We start from the raw sequence: 16,694 nt of genomic DNA, 5'->3' as shown, positions 1-16,694 counted from the left end.
AAAAAATCCTCACCATTTACTTAAATTTAATCAAAGTGAAGGATAATCCAGCATTAAATAGAAATTATCGGAGGCGTAATGAAAAATTTTCTTCTACTTGTGGCTTTAATTCTCTCCTTTGCATTTGATGCAAATGCTGCAAATACTTTTGTTGATAAAAATGATACAACATCATCGGTGATATGCAAGATAATAGGCTATACTCACGGCATAGGCGGACCGATGATCACAATAGTGATAATTGGTGCAGCTTTGCTTGCGATATTCGGCAGAATGCCATGGCCAGCGCTTTTTGCACTCGGTGCGTTCACTGCTGTGTTTTTTGGCGCTCCTGTAGTCGTTTCAAAAATAACACCAGGAGGTGTGATTTGTAAAGACGGTGCAGTAGCGGATAAGTAATAGAAATTATTGGAGGCATAATGAAAAATTTTCTTTTACTTGTGGCTTTAGTTATCTCCTTTGCATTTGATAATGTTTTTGCTAGCAGTGTTACTGATGACGCAACGTCAAACACAATATGCAAAATAGTAGGCTATACTCACGGCATAGGTGGACCGATGATCACAATAGTAATAATTGGTGCAGCATTGCTTGCAATATTTGGCAGAATGCCGTGGCCAGCGCTTTTTGCACTCGGTGCATTTACTGCTGTGTTTTTTGGTGCACCTGTAGTTGTTTCAAAAATAGTACCAGGCGGTGTGATTTGTAAAAATGGTGCAACTGCTTGCCCTGATGGTACCAACTGGGATACAAGTACAGGAGCGTGTAAAAAATAGGCGCTGCAGATTTAGAAAAGCATTAGCTAAACGGTGCTTCTTAAAGGAGCACCATTATTCCACAATTGTATAAATGTTGTCCAAGTGAATAACACTGAGATCCGGGAATTTTTATAAACTGATAGGATGACAAATTTACTAGAACCCTTACCATTTACTCAAATTGCAGAATAATCTAACTTAGGACAGAAATGATTGGAGGGTATAATGAAAAATTTTCTTCTACTTGCGGTTTTAATTTTCTCCTTTGCGTTTGATGCAAATGCTGCAGATGCTTTTGTTGATACAAGTGATACAACATCATCAGTGATATGCAAGATAATAGGCTATACTCATGGCATAGGTGGACCAATGATCACAATAGTGATAATTGGTGCAGCGTTGCTTGCAATATTCGGTAGAATGCCGTGGCCAGCGCTTTTTGCACTCGGTGCATTCACTGCTGTGTTTTTTGGCGCTCCTGTAGTCGTTTCAAAAATAACACCAGGAGGTGTGATTTGTAAAGACGGTGCAGTAGCGGATAAGTAATAGAAATTATTGGAGGCACAAACGTAGTTTTCTTTACTTGAAAGTGGTCAAGCTGACCACTTTCAGTGTCTATGAATACCTAATAAATTCTCTTTCTGTAATCATATCAGTTAAAGTTTAGATTCCAGCGTCACGCGCTGGAATGACAAGGCTTATCGTCATGCCGCCGCATACCGTCATACCGCGATTCATTCGCGGTATCTCATCAGCTAACAAGCAGCGGAATAACGGTTGTCGTTTAGCTATGAATATTAAGAAATTTACCAAATGAAAAAAAAGGCAAAAGAAGCCCCGTGGTTGGCTAATTACTTACATTATACTTTCAAGTATGGCGTTTTTTTATTCTAAACGCTTAATAACCGCGATTCAGCTGCTTTTAAGCCGCAACTAATCTAAATTATAAACATTAAGAAATTTACTGAGCGAAAAAAAAGGCAAAGAAACCCTAGGGTGGCTAGCATTCAAATTCTCCCTTGTCAATTTGACGTTTTTTGCTATCTTAAACGCTTTGTAAGCGCGTTTCAGCTTATATAGGTAGAAACCTAGAAGTTTTATAAAGACATGAGGTGCACATAGTGCAAAAATTCAGCATAATTTACGCCAAATACATTAAGTTTTTTATCATTAATCCACTGCAGAGATTGCGAAGATAAATAAATAGCTTCAGTTTCATGATAAGGGGACTGGCGAAGTTTGTAAAGTAACTTTTGCATTTAATTTAAAGTAAAAAAAACAGAAATGTTTTGGTTTGAGGTTTAATTGCCGGAATTTACAATTGGGAGTTGCCTGTATGAGCTTTGAAAGAGGTACTATTCATTTGATAATTCAAAAAACTTGAAAGAATAAAGATAGCTATTGAAATTATCTTGATTTACATCAGTTATCCAAGTTTGACATTGAATACTTAACACTTCCTCCATTAACGCCTTTCTGTAATGTTTATCCAGATGAGACATTATATCATCAAGTAGAAGAAGTGGTGCCTTATTGTAATGAATACACCTTGCTTTTACACTGGATAAAATAATAGAAAGCAGTAATAACTTTTGTTCTCCAGTGGAGCACAGATTTATTGGTACGTTTCTTTTTTGACAAAAAACCCGGAAATTATCGTTATGCACACCAAGGGTTACTCTACCAGTCAATGAATCTTTTTCTCTGTTTTCCTTTAGACGATTCTGAAAATATTCTGCAGTATCGTCCAAAGTTAGCTGGCTGCTGAATTTCAAACTTGCCTTCGGAAAAAGCTTACTGGAATGGTTATCAATTGTATCTTGTAATATTTTTAAAACAGACGATCGCATATGTAAAATACTAACTGCATTAACGGCCATTATGTTTTCAAGACTAGAGAACCAGTTTTTGTTCAAAATGTTCTCCCTCAATAGTTTACTTCGCTCATGTTTAGCTTTTCTATATTTCATGTAGCAGCAAGTGTAATTTTCTTCAAACAGTGAAACTATACGGTCTAAAAATTTTAATCTGTCACTTGGAGAATTAAGAAGAACATAGTCCATTTGTGGAATCAGCCATATTACATTGGATATCTTATACAGAGATGAATAACTTGATTGCGTTTTTCCATCAATTTGTATTAGTTTCTTATCAAAACTCTTTGCGATACCAATTGAATTAAAATCCGTTCCATTAAAAAAATCATAGTGCACTACCCAATCTTCATTACTGAATCTATTTTGTATCTCACTGGCTTTTGCTTTTTTCATTCCATTGCTTTTAGCAAGCAACGAGATTGCTTCAAGTATATTAGTTTTACCAATACCATTTTCGCCAGTTATTACAACTGAGCTATCATCTGAATCCAGTTCAAAGTTTGAGTGGCTACGAAAATTATGTAATTTCAGCTTTTTTATGTAGCAATGGGTAGCCATTAACCTATTCTTTAGTTTATATTCTCTTTACTTCTTCCAGAACCTCATCAACATGTCCACTAACTTTTACATTTTTCCAGATCTTCACTATTTTACCTTTTTTATCTATTAAAAAAGTAGTGCGTTCTATTCCCATATACTTTTTGCCAAACATACTTTTCTCTACCCAAACACCATATTTTCCCAACATTTCAGCATTCTCATCAGAAACTAAAGAAAACGGCAGAGAGTATTTTGCTTTGAAGTTAGTGTGGCACTTAACACTATCTTTTGATACACCAATTATCACTGTGTCAAGGGAAGAAAAATCATCTATTTTATCTCTAAAGCCTTTTGCTTCCATCGTACAACCCGGAGTATCGTCTTTAGGATAAAAATAAAGAGCTACATTTTTTTTATCAAAAAATTCACTCAGTGATAAATTTTCACCAGAATCTGTTGGTAAACTAAAATCAGGTGCATTATTTCCTACTACTAACTCCATACCTTGCTCCATTAATAACGCTTCTATCTATAGTAGTATATTGTAGTCAGAGTATCAAATTTTATATATAGCTAACACAGATAAGATTCTTGATAGGGGGCTTATTGATAACTGCCTTCTCGGCTTGCCGCTTTTGATAAAGTGTGGTTTTCGTCTGATGTAAGGCCATATCAAATAGATCCTATTAAAAATCAATCGAATCTTCACATGTTTGTTCTTCATAAAAGAAGTTCAATGTTATCGTAGTACCAAGTTTCGCTTCACTTTTAATGTCAAAAGTTCCACCCATTAACTCTACTAATTTCTTGCTTAGCGGTAATCCGATGCCCGTACCTTCGTTTCTATATCCCGAATCTGCTTGGCCAAAAACAGACATAACTTTATATATATCCTGCTGCATTATTCCTATTCCATTGTCATGAAACTCAATGGTTAATAAGTTTTTTTCTATATTTTCTTTTATCACCATTCTTATTAAACCATCTTTAGGAGTAAACTTGATTGAGTTTGATAATAAATTTATTATAACTTGTTTCATTCTCTTGGAATCTGCAATGACTAATAATTGTTTATTAGTCATCTCTTTTTTTAAATTAATCCCTGCTTCTTTTAATTTAGGTAATAGCATATTTACGCATGAATCTATTATTTTGTTCAGGTTAAACTTCACTTTTTCTACTGTTAAACTACTTGATTCAGCTTTAGAAAAATCGAGCACATCATTAATTAAGGCAAGTAAGTGTGTCCCTGCATTATATATATCGTCTGCATACTCCTTGTATTGAGAGTTATCCATTGAACCTAAAGTTTCATTTTTGATCAACTCTGCAAATCCAATAATAGCATTAAGAGGTGTGCGTAATTCATGTGTAACGCTTGCAAAAAACTTTAGCTTGTTTGCATTTTCTTGCTCTAATGCCTCTTTTATCTGCTGTAATTCAATGTTAGTTTTATGTTGCTTGGCCAGCATTTTGGTATTAGAAAAGTGCAAATAGAACATTATTAATATTAAAATTATTAATAATAAGCCTAAAAATATTAAAAATAGGCCATATGCTATAACATAAGAATTATTGTAGCTTCGAAGAATCTTCAAAAAAAACGACGGCTTAGCGCTATTTTCATGGAATATAGGGAAAATAGAAGTTAATGTATTTCCTGTAGTATAAAGTATTTCTTGGTTACTTAATAATTTATCAATTTCATCGTTTGTAAGTAACTGTTCATAATCATAATCTTGAGTGTTAAAATTACTGAATATTATTCTGCCGTTTTGATCATACAGTATTAAGCTGAAATCCTTTACTTTGCTCACTGATTGTAATAATTCAGCACGCAGTTTTACTAGTTGGTTTATGTAGTCAAAATTTTTGTATTTAATGTGATGCTTTTCTATTAGTAAATAATGGTATTTTTTTATTATACCATTTTCTAATACACTTTTTAAGTTTACACTTGAATCACGGTAAGAAGAAAGGAAATTACTCCTTAGTAAATAATTACAATATATCACACTGAATAAAATCATAAAAATTGATGAGAATAATGCGATAACTTTTGTGTATTTGTTTTTTCCCAGTGCAGAAAACATTAATTTACCTATCTTATACATATCCTTACTCATTGCGAAACAACGGCTTTTATGTTATTAATAATAAAATTTAGCATATAATATTTTATGACAATTTCTCCTATTTTGCCAGTTTATTCTCCTATTAACATAAATTTTTCTTATGGTAAAGATATTTACTTGTATGATATTGACGGTAAGCGCTACGTAGATTTTCACTCCGGAATAGCCGTTAGTAGCTTAGGTCACACTAATTCGCGATTAATTAGTGCTCTTAAATTGCAAGGAGAAAAATTATGGCATATATCAAATACCTATAATATACCTGCTGCCAATAATTTTGCAGAAAAATTAATAAACAATAGTTTCGCTGACACTGTATTTTTCTCAAATTCTGGATCAGAGGCAGTAGAATGTGGGCTTAAGATTGCTAGGGTCTATCAAAACGGAAAAGGCAATAAAAACCGTCACAGAATTTTAACATTCCATGGTGCATTTCATGGAAGAACCTTCCTAACTTGTGCTGCAAACGATAAACAGAAATTTTCTGAATTACTGAGTCCCTGTATTGATTGGTGTGATAATATCGAGCCCAATATTGAGAGTGTAAAGAAAGCAATTTCAAGTGATATAGGCGTTATATTAATAGAACCAATACAAGGGCAAGGTGGTATCAAAGTAATGAATGAAGTCTTTATGAAAGAACTAAGAAAGCTGTGTGATGAAAATGACATATTGTTATTTTTTGATTGCGTGCAATGCGGTGCTGGTAGGACAGGAAAATTATTTGCATACGAACATATAGGAGTGGAACCTGATATATGTGCTCTTGCAAAGGGAATAGGCGGCGGGTTTCCGCTAGGGGCTTGTCTTGCGACTGAAAATGCTGCTAAATACATGGCAGTTGGTATGCACGGTTCCACTTTTGGTGGCAATCCGCTTGCAACCTCAGTAGGTAATGCTGTGTTCGAAGAATTGCTCAGTCCTGGCTTTTTGAAAAATGTTGAAATTAGAGGTAAGTATTTAAAAAATAAATTAGAAGACTTAGCAAGTAAATTTCCAATAATAGAAGAAGTGAGAGGGAAAGGGTTAATGCTTGGAATAAAAGTGAAAGCAGACAATCAAAAATTTGCAGAAGAGTTAAGTCATCGTGGTTTACTCACTGTTGGAGTAACATCAGATAACGTTGTGAGAATTTTACCTCCACTAATTATCACTGAAAAAGAGATTGATGAAGGAATTGAGATTCTGGCTCAATATTTATCTGAGAAATCTTCTGATTAGATGCTTGATATTAATATGAACGACAATCTGGTATGCTTAGGAATTATTACCTCTCCTCACGGAATTAAAGGAGCTGTTAAATTAAAAACTTTCACCGAAAAGCCCAAAAATATCTCCTTATATGGTGAGCTAATAAGTGGTGATGAGAATTATAAAATAGACTCAGTATCCATCATAGGTGATAATTTAGTAATAGCTACAATAAGTGGAGTAAATTCCCGTAATGAAGCAGAGCTTTTGAGGAATAAGAAGCTATATATAGAAAGAAGCAAGTTACCAGAGCTAAATGATGAGGATGAATTTTATCAAAGTGACCTTGTAGATATGGAAGTAAGGCTGGAAAGTAATGAATTATATGGCAATGTAAAATCTGTGTATAATTTTGGCTCAGGGGATATATTAGAAATTTTAGTTATCAGCACAAAAAAACGTATTATGCTGTCTTTCACTAAAGAGATATTTCCACATATAAATATAAAGGGGAGGTATATAGTATTAAATATACCAGAATTTATTGACTAATAAAGACTTTGATATTTATATAAAGCTATTTATAATTATAAGATCAAATTGAAAATGTAATTATGGCAGAAAGAGCTAACGATATCAGACCAGGTCAGGTGTTGGAACATAACGGCGGATTATTTTTGGTTGTAGGTATTATGCATACTCAACCTGGTAAAGGTGGTGCATACATACAAGCCGAAATGAAAAACATCAAAACCGGAGCAAAACACTATGAAAGATTTCGTTCTGATGCAACAATCAGAAGGGCAATTTTAGATGAAGAGGAATATGTTTACCTTTTCACTGAAGGAAACATTGTAAATCTTATGCATCCAAGTAATTACGAGCAAATCACTATAAATTTGGACTTATTGGGAGAAAAAAAAATTTATTTACAGGATAACATGAAAATTAAAGTTGTAGCTTATCAAGACAAAATAATTTCTGCGCATGTGCCTGATTATGTTACACTTGCTGTGAAAGAAACAGAGTCTGTTATTAAAGGACAAACTGCTACTGCTTCTTATAAGCCTGCAATTTTGGAAAACGGAATGCGCGTTAACGTGCCTCAGTTTATAAAAGAAGAGGATAAAATTGTAGTATATACTCCAGATGACAGCTATTATGAAAGAGTGAAAGAGTAAAAAGAAGAATGTCCATCTCATCACCACGAATTAATGTGATGCTTGATTCTGTGCGTAGTGCTTCCAGGCAGCTTATGCGCGATTTTAATGAATTACAAATCTCTAATGTTAAATCAGCAGACTTTATCAATAAAACTTATTCAAAATCCAAGCAAACCATATACGATTGCTTGCACGACTACAAACGAGACTATGGGTTTATTTCCGAAGATGATACTGATCAAGAAGTAAAAGATGACACTTATACCTGGTTTATTATGCCTATAGAGGGCAGGGAGAACTTTTCCAGTTGTATGGTTTATTTTGCAGTATCAGTCTGTCTCATTCATAAAAATAAAGTTGTGGCGGCTGTAATTGATGCTCCGGCTCTTAGAGAAACTTTTTGGGCAGAAGAAAAGAAAGGTGCTTTTCTTGAGGACTTTAGATCTCGTCATATAAAAATGCGGGTGAAAAGCCGTGAAGGGGGTCTAATAGATGTAAGTGGTAATTTGTTAAATAAATTGCTGCCTGGCAATAGTAGTGTACGCTCCATCGGTTCAACAATTTTAGGCTTTGCATACCTTGCGGCAGGAAGGCACAGAGGAATAGTTTACTCTAGAGTTAACAAATATAAAACCTTGCTCGGTAGACTTTTTCTACAAGAAAGCGGTGGAAGGCTAACGGAAGACAACGGATTGATTATTGCTGGCGATATTAAATTAGGATAAACAAGCTACAGAGATAGACAACTTTTCGAGAACTTTTACAAGAGATTCTGTCAAATGTTCTATCATTTCATCGGTATGATAAGGTGTAGGGGTAATACGGAAACGCTCAGTTCCTCTTGGAACTGTCGGGTAATTTATATGTTGAACGTATATTCCATACTCATCAAATAATAATTTTGATGCTTTTTTGGATAACTCTGGGTCGCCAATTATTATTGGAATTATATGAGTTTCTGTTAAAATGAAGTTAATTCCTGCATTTCTCAGTGAGTTTTTTACTTTTTCAACGACTTGCTTTTGCTTTTCCCTTTCAATGTTGCTTGATTTTAGGTGTTCAACGCTTGCCTTTGCTGCCGCTGCTAAAACAGGCGACATAGCAGTGGTAAAAATAAATCCTGGAGCGGAACTTCTTATTACATCTACCAAGCTCTTTGAAGACGCGATATACCCACCCATCACTCCAAAAGCCTTCGATAGTGTACCTTGAATAACGGTTATTCTATCCATCAGGCCTTCTCTTTCTGCAATTCCACCACCATGTGAACCATACATACCAACTGCGTGCACCTCATCCAAATAGGTAATTGCATTATGTTGATCTGCCAGGTCGCATATTTCTTTAAGCGGAGCTACATCACCATCCATTGAATATACGGATTCAAGTACTATGATTTTTGGTGTCTTTTTGTCTATAGACTTAAGTAGCTGCTCTAGATGATTAACATCATTGTGTTTAAATATATGTTTTGGCCTTTTTCCTGATTTTATGCCTTCTATCATCGAAGAATGGTTCTTCTCGTCTGAAAAAATTACTACGCCCGGAATAACAGACGATAAAGTGCTAAGTGTTGTCTGGTTAGCGAGGTAGCCACAAGCAAAAGTTAAAGCAGCCTCTTTTTTATGCAAACAAGCTAAGGATTTTTCAAGTTCGACAACCTCTTTTGTTGTACCAGATATATTTCTTGTTCCTCCAGCACCAACAGATGAATTTTGGATAGCGGCAATTACACTCTCATTTTGTGACATTCCCAAATAGTTATTACTGCACCAGACGATTACTTCCCTATTTCTTTCATAGTCCATAATGTGGGGGAGCCTACCTGGCAATGACGCAAAGTGCGTAAATTCACGGTAGCGCCCCTCATCTTTTATATCTTTTATTTTATTCAAGAATATTTCTTCGTAGTTTACCAAGTCCTTATTTACCGATAATTAACATAATTATAATAAATTATTAAATGGTAAACTACAATATTTATTATACAGATACGGTAGTAGATGCTTCCTTCGTGTTGAAAGGTTTGTCAACCTTGTTGTTTTCAACTTGGCTTTTAGGTGTACAGCAGTATATAACTGCAGCAGCAACCAGACAACAAGCTCCAACTACTATTCCTACCGCTAACATTTCCAAGTAAACTGCAACAGCCACCCCTGAAATAATACCAGCTATTGCAAGTGCAGAAGCAGCTATAACAGGCAGCTTACTACTTTTTGTATTTTGTGGAATAGCATTATTTTTGCCTGAATTATTAGGCAACCCGCCATTGGTTTGAGTATCATTCACCTGCTCAGATTTGTTGTTAGCTACTGAAGGCACTGGTTCTGGTGTTGGCACTGGATTCGGTGTTGGTGTTAGATTCGGTGTTGGCACCAGCGTAGGTGTTAGAATTGGATCTTGTGTTAGATCCGGTGTCAGTCCTGGCGTTGGCGCCGGCGTAGGTGTTGGAATTGGATTCGGTGTTGGTGTTAGGTTCGGCGTTGGCACCGGTGTAGGTGTTGGAATTGGATTCGGTTCTTGCTGCCTGGTGGTAGTTTGAGTACCATCTTCTTGTCCAGGGATTTCGTTAGTTGATGTAGGTACTGGATCTCCTAGAGGACTATTGCCATCATCACTTGAAAAATCTATTAAATCTTTTTCTAGTGCATCATCTTGGTGCTCTTTAGACACGATTTTATCATGCTCACCATCACTCACAAGACTACGTGCTTCTTCAGGCGTAGTTACTGCTGCATTAGCAGAGGCTTCTGTACCTTCAACATCACCACTCGCAGAACTCTGTGGTGAAAGTGGTGGTGAACCTTGTTGATCACCTTTACTTTCAGACTCTACCGGTTGAACAGGAGTTTGTTTATCCTCACCATCAATTGATAACACGGTAGCACTTTTACTTTGAAGAACAAGAGCGTCCTGTGTACTTAAACTTTCAATATCATCCGTTTGTTCTGGAACTGGAGTCTCAGAAACTTTTTGTTGCTCTTGAGTATTAGAAGGCTGTGCCTTAAGTTTTGCACTTTCTTCTGGTACATGTTCAGCAGGTTGAGCATGAGCTTGTTTTTTCTCATCATCAATATTAACAGGAGCTTCGTGACTACTTGTAGTAGCGCTAACATCAGTTACTGATGATACAGCAGCCTTAGCATCAGTTCCAATGCTTTTGATCTTTTTTTCAAGAAAATCTCTAGTTTTTAAGAGTGTGTTTCTCTGATCAATGCATCTTTGCTTCTTAGTAGGACCTGGATTGATAATGTTCTTCTCCTCCTCCTTCTTCTTTTGAATTTCAGCATTTACTTTGTCTATGATACTCTTCAAAATAGGTTCATCTTTTATATTATTCCTTTTTAAGTAACTCTCCATCGTCTTAGGAATGTAGATAGCATTCAACAATTTCTGCTCTGTGCTGTTTTTATTTCTAGACATTTTCTGCTTTGTACTTTTTTTATCTCTAGACATTTTACCCCCCCTATAATCATTATCTATAGCTTCTTCTATTGAAGCCTCTTCATTGTTCATAATATTTTCTCGTCTGTCCACATTTTCTTGTGGTTGTTGACTGCCAGTACTTTCAAGTCCTGGATTTTCTGATAGAATGTCACTTGTTATAACTGGAATTTCTAATTCATCTGCAACGTTATTACTTCTTTTTCGTATTATAAAAGTTCCAGGAGTTTGGCACATTTCATCCCACAAATCTTGACGTTCATGACAGGAATATTTTTGCACATCAATAGAAAATTGCAGAATATTTCTAATTTGCATTAAACTGAATATTAGATCAATATTCTTTTGACGTTTATTGTCTTTTGGATCTTTAGTGTATTCATCATACACTATGCAAGCAGTCTGAACTAATCCATTTACAATACCTGGAAGACGGCTGTTATATTCACGTAAAGCTTCAGATTGCAATAATTTGTTTTCCTTTTCCAGATCTTCTATGCGCTTTTCTATGCTAGATTTAAAAATCTTACACTCCTCTCGAAAAATTATGTTAATTGCATCAATTTCTGTGCATAAGTAACATACTTCCTTGACTAAGGAGTAATCTTCTTGGCCTATTGAGTAGTGTGTTGCATTTTTCAGTATATTCTGTATGACCGGCCTAATCACTTGCTCATTATGTGATACGTTTTGATGGATTTCTTTAGTGTAAAAAAGCACCTCGACTATAACGTCTGTGTTTGTGTATTCAACATTAGACAATGCAATGAGGATTGATTCGTGTATGTTATCAAATTCGTTATTTTTAAATTTTTGATTGAGATAGCCGATAACATCATTGCTGCATTTAGCACATTTTTCACACAAGTGCTCGATAAATGCAATATTACCAGCATCCAATGCAGTTTTCAGAATTAAATCATAAATTTCTTTTCTGCCACGAGCTCCTATGTTTTTCAGGATTTGTTGCCTTAGTATTGTAATAACTTTATCATCTGTAAATGCTTGTTTATATACATCGTAAATGGCATGATCTGCACTATTAGTGTATCGTTTGCACAAGTATTCAATGACAGATATGTGTTCTTGACTTATCGCAGTTTCTAACAAGGTAGCAAAGCTCTTTTTTAATAACTCTTCTGTTGAGGCTTTTTTAGTTAGCTCATTAATATATCTTTCAAATGCATCCAGCACTATCGTGATGAATTCTTCATTTTTGATCAGAGACGCTGTTTCAAGCACACCATACAAAGGATCAGGTTTACTTGTTTTTAACACCTGTCCAAAATCTCTTAAAACGTATTCGACAAAAACTGCATTTAATAATTCTTGCTCTTTTCTTAATGCTGTAGCTGAGAAGAAGTCAATCTTATTAGGTTCGACAAGTTGTATAGCTTGACCTTTTAATCTTCCGTAAACTCCATCGTTACCATGGAATTTTTCTATAAAAGCTTCAATATATTTTTGATTACCAACAAGGAGAGGTAAAAGACTTAAGTTTTCTTCAGCAAAAAGAAAATCCTGATATTGCTCTACTAGCTTGTCATTAGCTGCAATTGCCAATAGTACCAATTCTTTTACTGAATAATCATACTTGAAACCCTCTTGATCAAATTTATATTGTGATAGTACATTTGAATATATATGTTGATGGTTGCTTCTGTTTTGTAACTCCAAATTAAGTTGATTTGAACAGAAATCTTTGAGATTTTCATTATCCAGCGTAATAGACCTGCCTTCATAATCTTCAATATTTTGTACAACCTTGTCTAATTCTTCACAATTATCTTCTTGTATAGCTTGATTTAAGATATTTATAATCTCAGCAAAAGTTAAGTTTTTAGGAATGATACCATATGAATCTTCATCTTTTAACTCTACAGTAAACGACCTATCACAACCATCAGGAAAGTTTGCAAGTATTGCATTCTCTAAACTTAGATCTTCAGGGGATGTACTACATGGAGTAGCTGGTATCTCTTGACTTTCGCTATCTAAAACTTCAAACTCTTCTTCAATACCTGAATCTTCAGAATCTGGTTTTTCAAAACCATGCCAACTTTTGATTAATCTTTCAGAATTTGATTGGCCCTGTGAAGTTGTATCTTGTGATACAAAGTCTCTAAAATTGGAACCAAACATGTTTTACCTCCTAACTAGCAGCTAAGCTAAGTATAGCATTAAACAGAAATCTTGCCAAGCAAATTATTCAGTCTCTTAGCAAAGCTGCTCGCGTCATCCATCTCTTCGCCTTCCACGATGCAAGCTTGGTAAAACAATAAGTGAACCATGTCCTCCAATGTTGGGTTTTCACCACTTTCAGCATAAGATTTCATTATACTCTTTATTACAGGATGCTTAGTGTTAATTTCAAGCACCTTTGGCGTGCGGTAATTTAGCTGCTTTTGTTCACGCAAAAAACGCTCCATGCGAAGATCCATAGCACCTTCATCAACCGCTAGGCATACGGGACTATCAGTCAATTTTTTGGAAATTTTTACGCTTTTTACTGAATCTCCAAGCACTGTGGTAAAATATTGCAGTATAGTTTCCTCAGTTTTTTCTCCATTTGATTTATTTTCTTCATCTGTCTTATCTTCTTCTGAAGAGAATTTTTCCAAATCAACATCTGCACGGGTTACAGACTTGATTTTCTGATCTTTGTATTCATGAATTACACTAGTCCAAAAGTCATCAACTGGATCAACAAATAGGAGCACTTCTAGTCCTTTACTGACGAATCCCTCAAGTTGCGGACTGTTTTTCACTGAATCGAGGCTATTTCCGGTGAGATAATAGATATGTTCCTGCTCAGGCTTCATTCTGCTTATATAATCATCAATGCTGATCAACTTCTCATCACCGGTGCTATTAAATCTGCAAATTGAGAGCAGCGCTTCTCTCTCATCAGTTGGCATAGCTTCGCAAAGACCTTCCTTTAAAACTGCACCAAAATTGGTCCAGAATTTTGTGTACTCCTCTAAATTCTCTTTTGCCTTTTTACCGAGCTCTGATATCGCGCGTTTAGTGAGGGATTTCCTGATTTGCTCAACAACACGATTATTCTGCAACGTTTCTCTGCTGATATTAAGAGGTAAGTCCGGTGAATCAACAATACCTTTCAAGAAACGTAAATACTGCGGTATGATCTGTACATTATCTTCAGTGATAAATACTTTATTTACATATAACTTAACAGAGCAACGTCTATCTGGATGGAATAAATCAAAAGGTTTTATAGAAGGAACATAAAGCAAATTTGTATATTCTATTGCACCTTCATTTTTATTATGCAATATCATCCAGGGCTCCCCGCCAACGTGGGCAACACTGCGGAAAAAATCGTTGTGCTCCTCTTGAGTAACGTCATTTTTTGGCTTAGTCCAAATTGCAGCCTTACTGTTTAACTTTTCACTTTTTCCTTCTTCGTCTATAAATTCAACAGGAAAATTTATGTGATCAGAGTAAGTAGTGACAATATTTTCAACACGAAATTTATCTAAAAACTCGTTTTCTTCAGGATGCATAATGAGCGTAATTTTGGTTCCGCGAGGGACTTGATTATCTGACTTGCTGATTGAATATTCCCCATCTCCTTTGGATTGCCAGATCCAAGACTCCTCTTCTCCAGCTTTTCTCGATTCTACTATTACTTCTGATGCAACCATAAAGCTTGAGTAAAAACCAACACCAAACTTCCCAATCAGCTCCACAGTTTGGCTTGAATCCTTGCTATTCTTAATCGCATCCAAGAACTTTTGCGTACCAGAGCTTGCAATTGTACCAAGATTGTCTATTAAATCCTGTCTATTCATTCCAATGCCATTATCAGTGATATATAGCTCGTTCTTATCTTTATTGGAGCTGATAGTGATTTTTAATTCGTCACTCAAATCTAGCAAATTAGGGTTTAGTTGAGATTCATAGCGCAACTTATCACATGCATCTGATGCATTTGATATTAATTCACGCAGAAAAATGTCTTTATTGGTGTAAAGTGAATGAATCACTATATTCAGTACTTTCCCTACCTCAGCGTCAAATTTTAAATTTTCAGTTTCTTGTACATTATGCATTTTGAGCTCCATTATTTGCCTACTACCCTAATAATTTAAGTATTGAATCACGATCTTTCAAGGTCACGTACACCAAAATTAATGTGGGTGTAGTTATTATGACACCCAATTTATGGGATCTCTTGCATAACAAACTTTTGGCAGCGCATTGGATGAAACGAAAAACTTCCTTGACACCCTTCGCCAGCCCCCTTATCATGAAACTGAAGCTATTTATTTATCTTCGCAATCTCTGCAGTGGATTAATGACAAAAAAACTTAATGTATTTGGCGTAAATCATGCTTAATTTTTTGCACTATGTGCACCTCATGTCTTTATCAAATTTCTAGCTACACAAGCTGAAATACGCTATTTAAAACATCAAAAAACGCCAACTTAAAAAATGGATAGTGAATAATTAGCTACCCTAGGGTTTCTTTGCCTTTTTTTCTGCTTAGTAAATTTCTTAACGTTTATAATTTAGATTAGTTGCGGCTTAAAAGCGGCTGAGTCACGGTTATTAAGCGTTTAGAATAAAAAAACGCCATACTTGAAAGTATAATGTAAGTAACTAGCCAACCATCGGGCTTTTTTTGCCTTTTTTTTCGCTTGGTAAATTTTTTAATACTTAGATTAGTTGCAATTTAAGAGACCAGAAATGGTCAGTGCTTGGCACTGGAATAACGTCCTCCTTTGTTATCCCAGTGCCCAGACACTGGGATCCAGGAAACTTAATTGCAAGTAATGCATTAGATTTGGTGAGTATGGGTTTTATGTTATAGAATGAAACACTTTTGGTGAATTTGTAAAGAAAACTGGATCCCAGTGTTTGGGCACTGGGATGACAGCAGTCCTACGTCATACCGCCGCGAACCGTCATACCGCGATTCATTCGCGGTATCTCTAGATCCCGCTAACAAGCAGCGGGATGACGATTGTCGTTTAGCCATAAACATTAAGAAATTTACCAAACGAAAAAAAAGGCAAAAGAAGCCCTGGGGTTATTATCCGCTTTAAAATATTGGCGTTTTTTATGTTTTAAACGCTTGACAAGCGAAATTCAGCTGCTTTTAATTGCAACTAACTTACGCTGCAAATGTTTAAGAAGTTTACTAAGCAGAAAAAAAGACAAAGAATCCCCGAGTTAGCTAGTCTTTTACTATCTCTGTCGAGTATTAGCATTTTTTGATGTCTTGTAACGCTTTATAAGCGCGTTCAGCTTATTTAGATAAAAATCTAGATGTAGATGAAGTTTTGTAAAGACATACAGTATCTATATACTGCAAAAAATTGAACATAAGACGCCGATACATTAAGTAATCCTTACCTTTTAATCTGCAGATTGGCGAAAGCAAATACAATAGCTTCACTATCATGATAAGTGGGCTGGCGGAGTTTGTCAAGGAAGTTTTTTTGTTTCTATTCCCAATAAAAGTTTGTTATATGGTTATGCAAGAAGTCTAATGAATCGCGGCATGACGTCTTAGCTATAGATGCTGGTCTGTGTGATTTCAAGAGAAGCTTAGTAGA

The 16,694-nt window shown here is 35.4% G+C and carries 13 protein-coding genes; 7 read left to right on the top strand and 6 right to left on the bottom strand.

Annotation, left to right across the window (positions count from 1 at the left end; genetic code table 11):
- The first annotated feature begins 78 nt into the window (after window positions 1–78).
- The 3 genes from AAGD59_RS01200 to AAGD59_RS01190 all read left to right on the top strand — a co-directional run bounded on the left by AAGD59_RS01200 (window position 79) and on the right by AAGD59_RS01190 (window position 1,304).
- Window positions 79–399, top strand: coding sequence for a TrbC/VirB2 family protein (locus AAGD59_RS01200; RefSeq protein WP_015589492.1), 321 nt, complete (start codon window positions 79–81; stop codon window positions 397–399).
- Between the two features lie 20 nt (window positions 400–419).
- The gene (locus AAGD59_RS01195; RefSeq protein WP_015589491.1) at window positions 420–776 is read left to right on the top strand and encodes a TrbC/VirB2 family protein; all 357 of its coding nucleotides are present in this window, start codon (window positions 420–422) and stop codon (window positions 774–776) included.
- 207 nt (window positions 777–983) lie between these two features.
- Window positions 984–1,304, top strand: a complete 321-nt coding sequence (locus tag AAGD59_RS01190; RefSeq protein ID WP_012673416.1) for a TrbC/VirB2 family protein — start codon at window positions 984–986, stop codon at window positions 1,302–1,304.
- A gap of 809 nt (window positions 1,305–2,113) precedes the next feature.
- On the opposite strand, the gene recF is transcribed toward AAGD59_RS01190, so the two are convergent.
- From recF to AAGD59_RS01175, 3 genes are all read right to left on the bottom strand, one after another.
- Window positions 2,114–3,193: a DNA replication/repair protein RecF gene (gene recF / locus AAGD59_RS01185; RefSeq protein WP_015589490.1), complete on the bottom strand. Its 1,080-nt coding sequence runs from the start codon at window positions 3,191–3,193 to the stop codon at window positions 2,114–2,116.
- Between the two features lie 16 nt (window positions 3,194–3,209).
- Complete coding sequence (gene bcp / locus AAGD59_RS01180) at window positions 3,210–3,677, bottom strand: thioredoxin-dependent thiol peroxidase (protein WP_015589489.1); 468 nt, start codon at window positions 3,675–3,677, stop codon at window positions 3,210–3,212.
- A 184-nt stretch (window positions 3,678–3,861) separates the two neighbouring features.
- The gene (locus tag AAGD59_RS01175; protein WP_015589488.1) at window positions 3,862–5,289 is read right to left on the bottom strand and encodes a sensor histidine kinase; all 1,428 of its coding nucleotides are present in this window, start codon (window positions 5,287–5,289) and stop codon (window positions 3,862–3,864) included.
- 66 nt (window positions 5,290–5,355) lie between these two features.
- Here AAGD59_RS01175 and AAGD59_RS01170 point away from each other — a divergent pair, with 66 nt between their 5' ends.
- The 4 genes from AAGD59_RS01170 (at window position 5,356) to AAGD59_RS01155 (ending at window position 8,389) form a co-directional block, all read left to right on the top strand.
- Complete coding sequence (locus tag AAGD59_RS01170) at window positions 5,356–6,531, top strand: aspartate aminotransferase family protein (protein ID WP_015589487.1); 1,176 nt, start codon at window positions 5,356–5,358, stop codon at window positions 6,529–6,531.
- A gap of 15 nt (window positions 6,532–6,546) precedes the next feature.
- A complete protein-coding gene (rimM, locus tag AAGD59_RS01165) occupies window positions 6,547–7,053 on the top strand; it encodes a ribosome maturation factor RimM (RefSeq protein WP_015589486.1) in 507 nt (168 codons plus the stop codon).
- Between the two features lie 62 nt (window positions 7,054–7,115).
- Window positions 7,116–7,682, top strand: a complete 567-nt coding sequence (gene efp, locus AAGD59_RS01160) for an elongation factor P (RefSeq protein WP_012673415.1) — start codon at window positions 7,116–7,118, stop codon at window positions 7,680–7,682.
- 8 nt (window positions 7,683–7,690) lie between these two features.
- Window positions 7,691–8,389, top strand: coding sequence for an inositol monophosphatase family protein (locus AAGD59_RS01155; RefSeq protein ID WP_015589485.1), 699 nt, complete (start codon window positions 7,691–7,693; stop codon window positions 8,387–8,389).
- Here the strand turns inward: AAGD59_RS01155 and hemA are convergent.
- The 3 genes from hemA to htpG form a co-directional block, all read right to left on the bottom strand.
- The gene (gene hemA / locus AAGD59_RS01150) at window positions 8,381–9,583 is read right to left on the bottom strand and encodes a 5-aminolevulinate synthase (RefSeq protein ID WP_174516755.1); all 1,203 of its coding nucleotides are present in this window, start codon (window positions 9,581–9,583) and stop codon (window positions 8,381–8,383) included. The genes AAGD59_RS01155 and hemA overlap by 9 nt on opposite strands.
- A 64-nt stretch (window positions 9,584–9,647) precedes the next feature.
- Window positions 9,648–13,250, bottom strand: coding sequence for a hypothetical protein (locus AAGD59_RS01145; protein WP_341812934.1), 3,603 nt, complete (start codon window positions 13,248–13,250; stop codon window positions 9,648–9,650).
- A 38-nt stretch (window positions 13,251–13,288) separates the two neighbouring features.
- The gene (htpG, locus tag AAGD59_RS01140; RefSeq protein WP_141456863.1) at window positions 13,289–15,184 is read right to left on the bottom strand and encodes a molecular chaperone HtpG; all 1,896 of its coding nucleotides are present in this window, start codon (window positions 15,182–15,184) and stop codon (window positions 13,289–13,291) included.
- Window positions 15,185–16,694: the final 1,510 nt, after the last annotated feature.

This window comes from Wolbachia endosymbiont (group A) of Cephus spinipes (assembly GCF_964026895.1).
Lineage (GTDB): Bacteria > Pseudomonadota > Alphaproteobacteria > Rickettsiales > Anaplasmataceae > Wolbachia > Wolbachia pipientis.
This window is presented reverse-complemented; position numbering and strand designations above follow the sequence as displayed.

Bases quoted from the DNA above. Each gene is read 5' to 3' on its own strand.
- AAGD59_RS01155 (WP_015589485.1), top strand. From the start codon at position 7,691: ATGTCCATCTCATCACCACGAATTAATGTGATGCTTGATTCTGTGCGT.
- AAGD59_RS01195 (WP_015589491.1), top strand. From the start codon at position 420: ATGAAAAATTTTCTTTTACTTGTGGCTTTAGTTATCTCCTTTGCATTT.
- rimM (WP_015589486.1), top strand. From the start codon at position 6,547: ATGAACGACAATCTGGTATGCTTAGGAATTATTACCTCTCCTCACGGA.
- recF (WP_015589490.1), bottom strand. From the start codon at position 3,193: ATGGCTACCCATTGCTACATAAAAAAGCTGAAATTACATAATTTTCGT.
- AAGD59_RS01170 (WP_015589487.1), top strand. From the start codon at position 5,356: ATGACAATTTCTCCTATTTTGCCAGTTTATTCTCCTATTAACATAAAT.
- AAGD59_RS01175 (WP_015589488.1), bottom strand. From the start codon at position 5,289: ATGTATAAGATAGGTAAATTAATGTTTTCTGCACTGGGAAAAAACAAA.
- AAGD59_RS01145 (WP_341812934.1), bottom strand. From the start codon at position 13,250: ATGTTTGGTTCCAATTTTAGAGACTTTGTATCACAAGATACAACTTCA.
- AAGD59_RS01190 (WP_012673416.1), top strand. From the start codon at position 984: ATGAAAAATTTTCTTCTACTTGCGGTTTTAATTTTCTCCTTTGCGTTT.
- AAGD59_RS01200 (WP_015589492.1), top strand. From the start codon at position 79: ATGAAAAATTTTCTTCTACTTGTGGCTTTAATTCTCTCCTTTGCATTT.
- bcp (WP_015589489.1), bottom strand. From the start codon at position 3,677: ATGGAGTTAGTAGTAGGAAATAATGCACCTGATTTTAGTTTACCAACA.
- efp (WP_012673415.1), top strand. From the start codon at position 7,116: ATGGCAGAAAGAGCTAACGATATCAGACCAGGTCAGGTGTTGGAACAT.
- htpG (WP_141456863.1), bottom strand. From the start codon at position 15,184: ATGCATAATGTACAAGAAACTGAAAATTTAAAATTTGACGCTGAGGTA.